Source organism: Pseudomonas corni (genome assembly GCF_057128765.1).
The window spans coordinates 1-10,889 of record NZ_JBSKHW010000029.1 but is presented as its reverse complement, the minus strand read 5'-3'; the positions used below and the strand labels follow the sequence as shown (position 1 = coordinate 10,889).

At 58.5% G+C, this 10,889-nt stretch carries 11 protein-coding genes; 7 read left to right on the top strand and 4 right to left on the bottom strand.

Going from position 1 to position 10,889, the window contains the following annotated elements; all coding sequences use genetic code 11:
* The 3 genes from ACWKV9_RS27525 to ACWKV9_RS27515 form a co-directional block, all read right to left on the bottom strand.
* Positions 1–339: hypothetical protein (locus ACWKV9_RS27525; protein ID WP_483839269.1), on the bottom strand; the 339-nt coding region annotated here is incomplete at its 3' end.
* Positions 340–489: 150 nt separating this feature from the next.
* Entirely contained in the window at positions 490–852 is a 363-nt protein-coding gene (locus ACWKV9_RS27520; RefSeq protein WP_483839268.1) for a YbaN family protein, read from the bottom strand.
* Between the two features lie 64 nt (positions 853–916).
* Positions 917–1,504 (bottom strand): UPF0149 family protein, encoded by a 588-nt coding sequence (locus ACWKV9_RS27515; protein WP_483839267.1) that lies wholly within the window; start codon positions 1,502–1,504, stop codon positions 917–919.
* Positions 1,505–1,716: 212 nt separating this feature from the next.
* Here ACWKV9_RS27515 and recQ point away from each other — a divergent pair, with 212 nt between their 5' ends.
* The 5 genes from recQ to ACWKV9_RS27490 all read left to right on the top strand — a co-directional run bounded on the left by recQ (position 1,717) and on the right by ACWKV9_RS27490 (position 8,215).
* Entirely contained in the window at positions 1,717–3,846 is a 2,130-nt protein-coding gene (recQ, locus tag ACWKV9_RS27510; RefSeq protein WP_483839266.1) for a DNA helicase RecQ, read from the top strand.
* Between the two features lie 266 nt (positions 3,847–4,112).
* Positions 4,113–4,547: a MarR family transcriptional regulator gene (locus tag ACWKV9_RS27505; protein ID WP_483839265.1), complete on the top strand. Its 435-nt coding sequence runs from the start codon at positions 4,113–4,115 to the stop codon at positions 4,545–4,547.
* 146 nt (positions 4,548–4,693) lie between these two features.
* On the top strand, positions 4,694–6,991 hold the full coding sequence (locus ACWKV9_RS27500; protein ID WP_483839264.1) for a FimV/HubP family polar landmark protein: 2,298 nt from the start codon (positions 4,694–4,696) through the stop codon (positions 6,989–6,991).
* Positions 6,991–7,287 carry an Rdx family protein gene (locus ACWKV9_RS27495; protein WP_483839263.1) on the top strand — a complete coding sequence of 99 codons (297 nt, stop codon included), beginning with the start codon at positions 6,991–6,993 and terminating at the stop codon, positions 7,285–7,287. The genes ACWKV9_RS27500 and ACWKV9_RS27495 overlap by 1 nt, the downstream gene beginning before the upstream one ends.
* 115 nt (positions 7,288–7,402) lie before the next feature.
* Positions 7,403–8,215: a UDP-2,3-diacylglucosamine diphosphatase gene (locus ACWKV9_RS27490; protein WP_483839262.1), complete on the top strand. Its 813-nt coding sequence runs from the start codon at positions 7,403–7,405 to the stop codon at positions 8,213–8,215.
* Positions 8,216–8,245: 30 nt separating this feature from the next.
* On the opposite strand, the gene ACWKV9_RS27485 is transcribed toward ACWKV9_RS27490, so the two are convergent.
* Entirely contained in the window at positions 8,246–8,557 is a 312-nt protein-coding gene (locus ACWKV9_RS27485) for an Mpo1-like protein (RefSeq protein WP_483839261.1), read from the bottom strand.
* Positions 8,558–8,694: 137 nt separating this feature from the next.
* On the opposite strand from ACWKV9_RS27485, the gene ACWKV9_RS27480 reads away from it, so the two are divergent.
* Both ACWKV9_RS27480 and ACWKV9_RS27475 read left to right on the top strand, forming a co-directional pair.
* Positions 8,695–9,699, top strand: coding sequence for an AraC family transcriptional regulator (locus ACWKV9_RS27480; protein ID WP_483839260.1), 1,005 nt, complete (start codon positions 8,695–8,697; stop codon positions 9,697–9,699).
* Positions 9,700–10,148: 449 nt separating this feature from the next.
* Positions 10,149–10,604, top strand: coding sequence for an REP-associated tyrosine transposase (locus tag ACWKV9_RS27475; protein WP_483839259.1), 456 nt, complete (start codon positions 10,149–10,151; stop codon positions 10,602–10,604).
* Positions 10,605–10,889 lie beyond the last annotated feature (285 nt).

Below are 10,889 nucleotides of genomic sequence, written 5' to 3'. Positions count from 1 at the left end.
TTGCCGACGATTGGCTGCGTAGCAGTCATGAAACCATGCGGCCGGGGTGTATCTGCCTCCACCGCATGCACAGGTTTTGCTGCCGGTCCCCGGCAGATCGCGTGCAAGCATCGCTCCTACGCCTTCGGCAGAAGCAGATCCCGGTGGATCGCTCCTACGCCCTTCGGGCAGAAGCGGGCCGTGTTGGATTTGAGCTTTTGATTCTGGCCGCAGGCCGTAGGAGTCTGGCTTGCCGACGATTGGCTGCGTAGCAGTCATGAAACCATGCGGCCGGGGTGTATCTGCCTCCACCGCATGCACAGGTTTGCTGCCGGTCCCCGGCAGATCGCGTGCAAGCATCGCTCCTACGCCTTCGGCAGAAGCAGATCGCGGTGGATCGCTTCTACGCCTTCGGCAGAAGCGGATTGAAATCGATCGCCCTACGCCCTTCGGGCAGAAGCGGGTCGTGGTTGATCGTTCCCACGCAGAGGGCGGGACGATTATCTGAGGCTAGATCTTGCGCAATGTCTTCTGCCGCAAAATATAAATCGTCACCAGCACGGCACTCACCAGCATGAACACCCTTGCCCAAATAAGCGGCACCAGCCAGCACGAAAATCCAATGCTGATCCACATAAGGCCAATGGCGTAGACCTTACCTTTGAGCGGGATGCCGTTGCCTTCCAGATAGTCGCCAATCCAGGGGCCGAGCCGTTTGTTGTTGATCAGCCAGTGATAAAACCTTGGAGAACTGCGAGCAAAACACGCTGCGGCCATCAACAGGAAAGGCGTGGTCGGAAGCACCGGCAAAAATATCCCGATAACCCCCAACACCACGCTCAACCAGCCAACGCCGATCAAAAAAAAGCGCATAAGCCGGTGTCGGCTTGTGCGCGGTGTTGGCTGCCCCGAATTGCTCTGCGCCATAGGCGCCGACTCAGTGGTGGCGGGGTTTGAGGATCGCTGGCTTTTCGTCCGGCGCCTGTAGCAATAGATAGAGGGCCGTCAGCGCCTCCGGAATCTGCACGATCATGTCGTCCATAAGATTGGCATCGGCAGCGATGTCAGCGAATTCAGGTTGCTCATCGAACAAGCCCGAACCCACCATGATCGGCAGCAGCATTTCGCTGACTTCCTCTTCATCGTTTTCGAACCAGGCCGATTCACGCATGAACACGCCTTCCATGAAGCCGATGCACCAGCCGCGAAGTTCGGAATCGTCGGCGTCATCGCCCAGATCCAGATCGCATGGCAGTTCGAATTCTTCATCGGAGGCGAGCTGACGCGCGATGTGCGCTTGCAGCTGAACCAGCGTGGCTTCGATTTCGGCGTGCTGGGACTCGTCGGCATACTGCGGCGGCTCAGCGAATAAAGCGTCGATCCACTCACGCTCCGGGACGGTTTCGGCGCAGATCGACAGTGCGGTCATGTAGCCGTGAGCGGCCACATAGTCCAACGCTTCGTCATGCAGCTCATCGGCGTCGAGGAAGACTTGCAGGCGGGTTAGTTGCTCAGCGAAGGACATTGGACGAATTACCTTGGAAATAAACAATGCTGAATTCTAGGCCCTGAGCGCCGCGCGCGCCAGCGGCGAGGCCGATGCAATCAGTATTACCCTTAATTTCGACCGCTCATGTCGCTGCTGTCCTTTCGATGGAAACGCTCCGGTATACTGCGGCGCTTTGAAATTCCGACAGCGGATGATTCCCCGCTGTAGCAGCACAATCCGGGGTAACTATGCTCGACCAGGCTCAGCGCGTACTTAAAGACATCTTCGGCTACGACAGTTTTCGTGGTCGTCAGGGTGCCATTATCGAGCGCGTAGCCAATGGCGGTGATGCATTGGTGCTGATGCCCACCGGTGGTGGCAAGTCCCTGTGTTTTCAGGTGCCTGGGCTGTTGCGCGATGGGCTTGCGGTCGTGGTATCACCGTTGATCGCTTTGATGGACGATCAGGTGGCGACGCTTGAGGAACTGGGCGTTTCAGCCGCTGCGCTGAACTCAACCCTCAATGCCGAGCAGCAACGTGATCTTGCCAACCGGATTCGTCTGGGCGAGATCAAAATGCTCTACCTGGCCCCGGAACGCCTGGTTCAGCCTCGGATGCTGGCATTTTTGCAAAACCTTAAAATCGCCCTGTTCGCCATCGACGAAGCGCACTGCGTTTCCCAATGGGGCCATGATTTCCGCCCGGAATACCTGCAACTGGGGCAGCTGGCCGAACTGTTTCCCGATGTTCCGCGCATCGCGCTGACCGCCACCGCTGACAAGCGCACCCGCGAAGAAATCGTCCAGCGCCTGCACTTACAGAATGCCGAACGCTTTCTGTCCAGTTTCGACCGACCCAACATTTTCTATCGCATCGTGCCCAAGGAGCAGCCGCGCAAGCAATTGCTGGCGTTCCTCTCGGAGCGACGCAGCGACGCAGGCATCGTTTATTGCCTGTCGCGCAAGAAAGTCGACGAAATTGCGGTGTTCCTCAGCGACAACGGCTACCCGGCGTTGCCGTATCACGCTGGTTTGCCCATTGAGACACGATCCAGCAACCAGCGGCGCTTCCTCAATGAGGAAGGCCTGATCATGGTGGCGACCATTGCGTTCGGCATGGGCATCGACAAACCCAACGTGCGTTTCGTGGCGCACATGGATTTGCCCAAATCCCTGGAAGCTTATTATCAGGAAACCGGCCGGGCAGGGCGCGACGGTCTGCCGGCCGATGCCTGGATGGCGTACGGCCTGCAAGACGTGGTGATGCTCAAGCAGATGTTGCAGAACTCCGAAGGCGACGAGCGCCACAAACGGGTCGAACAGCACAAGCTCGATGCCATGCTCGCCTTGTGCGAAGAAACCCGCTGCCGTCGTCAGACGTTGCTCGCCTACTTCGACGAAGACATGCCTAACCCGTGTGGGCACTGCGATAACTGCGTCGATGGCGTGCAGACCTGGGACGCTACCGAGCCTGCGCGTCAGGCCCTGTCAGCGATCTACCGCACCGGTCAGCGCTACGGTGTGGGTCATTTGGTGGACGTGCTGCTGGGTAAGTCGAATGACAAGGTCCAGAGCTTCGGCCATCAGCACCTGGCCGTGTTCGGTGTCGGTAAAAGCCGCAATGAAAGCGAATGGCGCTCCCTGTTCCGACAATTGGTGGCCCGTGGTCTGGCTGACATTGATCTGGAAGGCTACGGCGGGCTGCGCCTGAGCGACACCTGTCGCCCATTGTTGCGCGGCGAAGTCACCCTTGAGCTGCGTCGGGATCTCAAACCACAGACCACCGCCAAATCCTCCGGCAGCAGCCCCGCCAGTCAACTGGTGCGCAGCGAAGAGCGCGAAGAGTGGGAAGCCCTTCGCGCACTGCGACGCAAACTGGCCGAGGAACACGGCGTGCCGCCGTACGTTATTTTCCCGGACTCCACGCTGTTGGAAATGCTGCGCAGCAAGCCCGGCTCGATGGCGGAAATGGGCCGAGTCAGTGGTGTCGGCGCACGCAAGCTGGAGCGGTATGGGGAAGCGTTCCTTGAGGTGTTGGGAGGCTCGGCCCCAGCGCTCAAGGTGGTCGCCGATGTGCGTCATGAGCTGATCAGCCTGGCCCGCGCCGGGATGACGCCGATGCAGATCGCCGGGCAATTGCAGTGCTCGGAAAAGAACGTCTACACGATGCTGGCCGAAGCCATCGGCAAACAGCAATTGTCGCTGGAGCAAGCGCTGGATCTGCCGGAAGACTTGCTCGGTGAAATTCAGGACGCTTTCCTGGATGGCGAGGGCGAGCTGCCTCCGGTCGCAGCCATCGCCGAAATGTTTGTCGGCCGTGTACCTGAAGGCGTGTTGTATTGCGTGCGGGCGGCGTTGCAGTCTGAGTTTGAGGTTTAACGAACGCGGCAAATCTATGTGGGAGCGGACCTGTCCGCGAAGACAATGGTGCAAACGACACAACTCCATTGAATGAACTGGCGTTTTCGCGGACAGGTCCGCTCCCACGGATTCAAATCTAGCACCCTGATCCCAAGCCAAACCCGCCGCACTCCGGACTGTCCCGCCATCTGCGACGAATCACCACATGCGAATACTTGCCTGATTTCAGGCTCCATGGTTAGCTGCCTATCAATTAGCAAAAGCCGTCAATCATAGAGTCATTTATGCCCCTAACTGAAGAGCATCGCTTCGGCATGCAGCTGGCCCACACCTCCCGTGGCTGGCGCGCCGAACTTGACCGGCGCCTGGCCGATCTCGGGTTGTCTCAGGCCCGTTGGCTAGTGTTGTTGCATCTGGCGCGGTTCACTGAGCCGCCGACCCAGCGTGAGCTGGCACAAAGTGTCGGTGTTGAAGGTCCGACCCTGGCGCGTTTGCTCGACAGTCTGGAAAATCAGGGCCTGGTCCGGCGTCAGGCTGTTCTGGAAGATCGCCGGGCAAAAAATATCGTGCTCAGCGACACCGCCCGCCCGCTGATAGAGAAAATCGAAACCATTGCCAATGCGTTGCGCCATGAGCTGTTCATGGGCATTGAAGAAGAAGAGCTGCGCATTTGCATGCGCGTTCACGCAAAAATCCTCGCCAACCTCGAAAAATCCTGAAATCGGGTGCGCACATCGCCTTAAAAACGTTGTACGCGCCTCAGCATCCTGTTCTATTTGCACCCATACTTGTTTCAGTCCGGACATGGCGTCCATTACGTCAATGAATAGCAGGGAAGCCTGCCTCGGTTTCCATAAGGGTTCGCATGCTGAAGAGTTTTCAGGCTGATAGTAGGCGCGTCGTGATGTCTGGGCGTCGCGTCAAAGCTGGTCTTCGTTGTGGCTTGCTGACAATGGCGATTGCGTCGGCGTCCTTGCTCCACAGCAGCATCGCAGCCGCACTGGGGCTGGGTGAAATCACGCTGCATTCGGCCATGGGCCAGCCGCTCAATGCCGACATCGAATTGATCGAGACCAACGGCCTGAGTCCTGAAGACATCAGGGTGAGCCTGGCTTCCACTGAAGCGTTCAGCAAAGCCGGGATCGAGCGGGTTTTTTTCCTCAGCGACCTGCGCTTCACGCCGATCATTCGTGGCAACCGTGGCGTGGTTCATATCGAATCGAGAAAGGCGGTCACCGAGCCCTATCTGAATTTCCTGGTCAGGTTAGTGCGCCCCAATGGCGACCAATTGCACGAATACACGGTGTTGCTGGATCCGCCCGACTCCCCGTCCGGGCTGGCCGCTACCCGCAGCCGAACCACTACGCTGGCAGGCTCCACCCCCAAGACGCCTGAGTCGCGGATGCCGGTCGCACCGCCCGCTGCGGTGGAAGGCAAACACTACACCGTGGTTGCCGGCGACAATCTTGCGTCGATCGCCAAGCGGGTGCAGGCCCCGGGCAGTAAAACGTCCTCCACTGAGTTGGCCAATGGCATTCAGGCCCTCAATCCACAGGCCTTCCCTGGCGGGGAGCGCAGTCGACTGAAAGTGGGCCAGAGTTTGTTGCTGCCAGACGCCGCGCGCGCGCCCGCTCCGGCCGCTGCCGTTGCACCCGTTTTGCCAGCAAGTCCCAGCACCCCTGCGCCTGGTAACAGCGTGCCGCAGGTCGCCGAGCAACTGACTGCCACCGTTCTGGAAAATCAGCAGCTGAGCAAAAGCGTCGAGGATTTGAAAGACCAGGTGCAGAAAGCCGAAGAGGATGTCACCGGTAAGAACAAACAGATTTCCGAACTGCAGACGCAACTGGCTGAGCTGAAATCTTCCGCGGGAAAAGGAACGCAGGCCGTCGCACCGGCAATCACGCCTGCACCAGTGGTGGCTCCAGCCCCGGTCGCTGCAGTCGATGACTCCAGCGACTTGCCGTGGCCGTTGTTGCTCGGCGCGGTACTTATCCTTTTGTTGCTGTTGGGGCTTGCGTATTCGGTACGCCGCAACCGGATCAAAAATCAGCTCGCACTGGTCCCGGAGCCCGTTGAACCCATCATCAAACCCGCCCAGACAGCCGTCACCCCGGTCTTTGAGGTTCCCGACGTCGCACCCAAACCGACCGCTTCTGCGTCGTCCACTTCGACGTCGTCGTCCGGACAACGATTGGCAGGTGCCTCCACTGACGCGCTGGACGGCGCGAGCATCTATATCGCTTACGGTCGCTTCACCGAGGCACTGGCCATCTTGCGTGAAGCCTTGCAAAAGCAGCCGCAACGCACGGATTTGCGCCTCAGGATACTTGAGTTGCTGGGCGAGCAAGGCGACCTCGCAGGTTTCGATGAGGAAGAAAAAGTACTGTTGAACCAGGGCATCGAGCCTCATCGCCTGCAGGAAATTCGCTCGCGCTATCCAAAGCTGAAGCCGGTCGCACAGCCAGCGCCCGTCGCGCCAGTCGTAGCGCCTGTGGCAGTGGCTGCCGCAACAGCGGCGACGCTTGTAGCCGCGACGCCGCCAACATCCGACGCTCAGCTGGATGAAACGGCGGCAGCGGCACTCAATCCCAAAACCGAAGATGATTTCCAGCTGAACCTGGACGATCTGTCGATGGATTCCGATTGGGATCTGGTCGATCCGTTCGAAAGCACCCCTGCACCGCGCAAGCCGGTTCTCAAAGGCCCCGAGGCCGTTGATCCTGCATTCGCCTCGAACCTGACGCAGCTTCCCGAAGTGTTCGAAATGCCGGATGAGCAGTTCCTTAGCGACTTCGCCGAACCTGAGTCAGAACCTGAGGTTGTGACTGAGCATGAACTCGATTTGGACCTGGATCTGGATATGGATCTCGACATGGACGCGGACCTCGGCATGGATATGACGCCAGAGCCCATCGTCGAAACCACGGTTCAAACCAACAGCGACTCACTGGACGACGCCTTCCTGGATGGCTTCATGGACGACGAGTCGGAATTCGACCTGTTGGATATGGAAGAAGAGCCGCTGAGCAAAATCAATCAGGCGCAGGTGCTGATCGACGAAGGCAGCCTGGAAGAGGCGCGTCAGCTGCTTGAAGAGGTCATCGCCGGCAGCGACGACGGCCCTCAGCAAACCGCGCGGGATTTGCTGGCCGGAATCAGCTGATGTCGGATAAACCCGAAATCATCATCACCTACTGCACCCAATGCCAGTGGCTATTGCGCGCGGCCTGGCTGGCGCAGGAGTTGCTCAGCACCTTCTCGGATGATTTGGGCAAAGTGTCTCTGGCACCCGGCACCGGTGGCGTGTTTTACATCACCTGTGACGGCGTGCAGATCTGGGAGCGCAAGGCCGACGGCGGCTTTCCCGAAGCCAAGATGCTCAAGCAGCGGGTGCGTGACCAGATCGATCCGCAGCGCGATCTGGGTCATAACGACCGCAGTACCCCGCCTGACGCGTGAGTCATTCCCGCCAATCCCCAGATTTCATACCCGGCTGTCATCACTTCGCCATACAGTTGTCATGTTCAATTAACCGTCCCGGTTCAGTCTCATTGAAACCAGACGGAGTGTGTCCATGAGCATTGCTGAAAACGCCCGCCCCAGTCGTAAGCAACGTGTCAGAACCTTATGGATATCCGACGTCCACCTCGGCACCCGTGATTGCCAGGCCGAGCATTTGTCGAGCTTTCTCAAGCAATACCATGCCGACAAGGTGTATCTGGTCGGCGACATCATCGACGGCTGGAAGCTGCGCGGTGGCATGTACTGGCCGCAGGCGCACACCAACGTCATTCGCCGCTTGTTGACCATGAGCAAGCGCGGCACTGAAGTGATCTACATCACCGGCAATCACGATGAGTTTCTGCGGCGCTACTCAAAGCTGATTCTGGGCAATATCCATTTGGTCGACGAAGCCATTCACACCACGGCTGACGGACGCCAGTTGCTGGTCATCCACGGCGATCAATTCGATGTCATCACCCGCTACCACCGCTGGCTGGCATTTCTGGGCGACTCGGCCTATGAATTCACGCTGACCCTCAACCGATGGCTCAATCACTGGCGCGCCCGGTACGGGTATGGCTATTGGTCGCTGTCGGCGTATCTCAAGCACAAGGTCAAGACTGCCGTCAGTTTCATCAGCGATTTTGAAGAAGCCATCGCTCACGAGTGTGCAAAGAGAGGGCTGGACGGGGTGGTCTGCGGGCACATCCACCACGCCGAAATCCGTAAGGTGGGTGAAGTGGAGTATCTGAATTGTGGCGATTGGGTCGAATCCTGCACCGCGCTGATCGAGCATTGGGACGGTCACATCGAGCTGTTCAAACTGGCCGATGCGCACATCAGCGCCAAGGCGCGTCAGGAAGCAGAGCAGGCGACCGCCTGATACGGCGGGCGTTCGAGTTTCGTGCTGGCGTTAGAAGGGCACCTTGCCGAGCAACATGTCGCGGTACATCGCGAAGTCGCCAAGCAGGCTGTAGAACGGATACTTGAACGTGGCGGGCCGGTTTTTTTCAAAGAAAAAATGCCCGGCCCAGGCAAAGCTGTAGCCCGCCAGCGGCAATATCCACAGCCACATCCAGCTGGCGCTGAATAACGCCAACGCCAGAATCAGGATGACAAGCGTGGTGCCAATGAAGTGCAGGCGACGACACGTGCTGTCGCTGTGCTCCTTCAAGTAATACGGGTAGAAGTCGGCGAAACGCTGGAAGGTTTTAACGTTTTCCACAGGCCCCTCTCTGTTTTTATATGACGTGGTATCAGTCTAGCCGAGCCCTCGACACAGTCAGTGACATTGGGTGCCAACGTAGTATCCTTCGGCTATCTGCCGCAGGGGGCGGCCGGTGAAAACAAGAAGACGTGAGCATGGAAAGAACGACTTCTTCCAGCTGGGCGATGGGCATCGTCAAATCGCTGGAAATGGATGGTTTGGATTGTCGGGCGCTGTTCAAGGAATTGGGGCTGGTGTACGCCGATCTGGAAAATCCGGACGCGCGCTTTCCCCAGGATTCCATGACCCGTTTGTGGCAACGTGCTGTCGAGCTGTCCGGTAATCCGGCGGTGGGGCTGAACATGGCCCGGGTTGTCAGGCCTGCTTCTTTCAGTGTCGCCGGTTACGCCTTGATGTCGTCGCGCACTTTGAAGGAGGGCTTTGAACGACTGGTGCGTTACCAACGCATCATTGCCGACGGTGCGGACCTGAGTTTTCGTCTGCTGCCTGAAGGTTATGCGCTGATCCTGACCGTACATGGCGACCACCTCCCCCCGACACGACAGAGCGCCGAAGCGTCGCTGGCCTTTGCACTGGCGTTCTGCGGCTGGCTGACAGGCCGACCGTTGCAGCCCCGCTCGGTGATGATCCAGTGCGATCAACCCAAAAACGTCGAGCCGTACAAAAAATTCTTCCATGCACCGCTGACCTTCAATGCGCCCTACGACGCCTTGGTGTTCGAACGCGCCGACATGGAAGCCCCGCTGCCCACCGCCGACGAGGCCATGGCCAAGCTGCACGACCGCTTCGCCGGGGAGTTTCTCGCACGCTTCGCCAGCAATCGCGTCACCCACCAAGCGCGACAAGTACTGTGCCGGTTGCTGCCTCAGGGTGAGCCCAAGCGCGAAGCCGTTGCGCAACGCCTGCACATGTCCCAGCGCACCTTGCAGCGTCGGCTGCAGGAAGAAGGCACCAGCTTCCAGATCCTGCTCGACGACACCCGCCGCGAACTGGCCCAGCAGTACCTCGCCCAACCGAAAATGACCCTGCTCGAAATCGCCTACTTATTGGGCTTCGCAGACCCCAGCAACTTCTTCCGCGCCTTCAGACGCTGGTTCGATGAAACCCCCGGCGAATATCGAGCGCGATTGAATCTGTAGGAGCGAACTTGTTCGCGAGGCGGTTTGCCTGACACACCGCAGCGCTTGGCTCGCCAACAAGTTGTCTCCTACAGGGGTACGCGCATGGCTCAAGTCTGTAGGAGCGAACTTGTTCGCGAGGGGGCGTGCCTGACACACCGCAGCGTCTGACACACCGCAGCGTCTGGCTCGCCAACAAGTTGGCTCCTACAGAGTGCGTGCCCGGCTCAGGTCTGTAGGAGCGAACTTGTTCGCGAGGCGGCGTGCCTGGCACACCGCGGCGTCTGGCTCGCCAACAAGTTGGCTCCTACAGGGGTTCATTCATGGCTCGAATCTGTAGGAGCGAACTTGTTCGCGAGGGGGGCTACTTGGTTCAGAAACATTCAGGAAGACAGCACTCATAGAGCATCCATACCTTCACCTGTAAATTCTCCGGCTCTCGTTTATGTGCCATGGAGGGCCATATTTTGATGCGCCAGGAATACAGCCATCGTCTTCGAAAAGGTCGTTTCTCTGAAATTGGACGTATCTACGCCGTAACGTCGGTCACGGAGGGACGTATTCCGATTTTCAAGGATTGGCATTTAGGTCGATTGGTCGTTCATGAGTTTCGAGCGGCTGAGCGGGATAGGCTGGTGTCATCGCTTGCGTGGGTGGTGATGCCGGATCATTTCCATTGGTTGTTTGAACTCAAGGCCGGTTCTCTAGACACTTTATTGAAACGGGTCAAAGCTCGAAGCGCTATTGCGGTCAACAGAGCTACCCAAGGTAGGGGACGCATATGGCAAAAAGGATTTCATGATCGCGCAGTTCGGTACGACGAGGACATACAAAGGGTAGCGCGTTATATCGTCGCGAATCCCTTACGGGCGAAGTTGGTAAGTCGACTTGATGATTACCCGCTCTGGGACGCGATTTGGGTGTGACCTGCGTTACCTGTAGGAGCGAACTTGTTTGCGAGGCGGCGCGCCTGACATACCGCAGCGCTTGGCTCGCCAACAAGTTGGCTCCTACAGGGGTACGCGCATGGCTCAAGTCTGTAGGAGCGAACTTGTTCGCGAGGCGGTTTACCTGACGCTCCGCAGCGTCTGGCTCGCCAACAAGTTGTCTCCTACAGGCGTACGCGCATGGCTGGAATCTGTAGGAGCGAACTTGTTCGCGAGGCGGTTTGCCTGACACACCGCAGCGCTTGGCTCGCCAACAAGTTGTCT

What these genes read in the sequence shown, in the direction of transcription:
- ACWKV9_RS27520 (WP_483839268.1), bottom strand. Translation starts at nt 852, where the DNA reads ATGCGCTTTTTTTTGATCGGCGTTGGCTGGTTGAGCGTGGTGTTGGGG.
- ACWKV9_RS27515 (WP_483839267.1), bottom strand. Translation starts at nt 1,504, where the DNA reads ATGTCCTTCGCTGAGCAACTAACCCGCCTGCAAGTCTTCCTCGACGCC.
- recQ (WP_483839266.1), top strand. Translation starts at nt 1,717, where the DNA reads ATGCTCGACCAGGCTCAGCGCGTACTTAAAGACATCTTCGGCTACGAC.
- ACWKV9_RS27505 (WP_483839265.1), top strand. Translation starts at nt 4,113, where the DNA reads ATGCCCCTAACTGAAGAGCATCGCTTCGGCATGCAGCTGGCCCACACC.
- ACWKV9_RS27500 (WP_483839264.1), top strand. Translation starts at nt 4,694, where the DNA reads ATGCTGAAGAGTTTTCAGGCTGATAGTAGGCGCGTCGTGATGTCTGGG.
- ACWKV9_RS27495 (WP_483839263.1), top strand. Translation starts at nt 6,991, where the DNA reads ATGTCGGATAAACCCGAAATCATCATCACCTACTGCACCCAATGCCAG.
- ACWKV9_RS27490 (WP_483839262.1), top strand. Translation starts at nt 7,403, where the DNA reads ATGAGCATTGCTGAAAACGCCCGCCCCAGTCGTAAGCAACGTGTCAGA.
- ACWKV9_RS27480 (WP_483839260.1), top strand. Translation starts at nt 8,695, where the DNA reads ATGGAAAGAACGACTTCTTCCAGCTGGGCGATGGGCATCGTCAAATCG.
- ACWKV9_RS27475 (WP_483839259.1), top strand. Translation starts at nt 10,149, where the DNA reads ATGCGCCAGGAATACAGCCATCGTCTTCGAAAAGGTCGTTTCTCTGAA.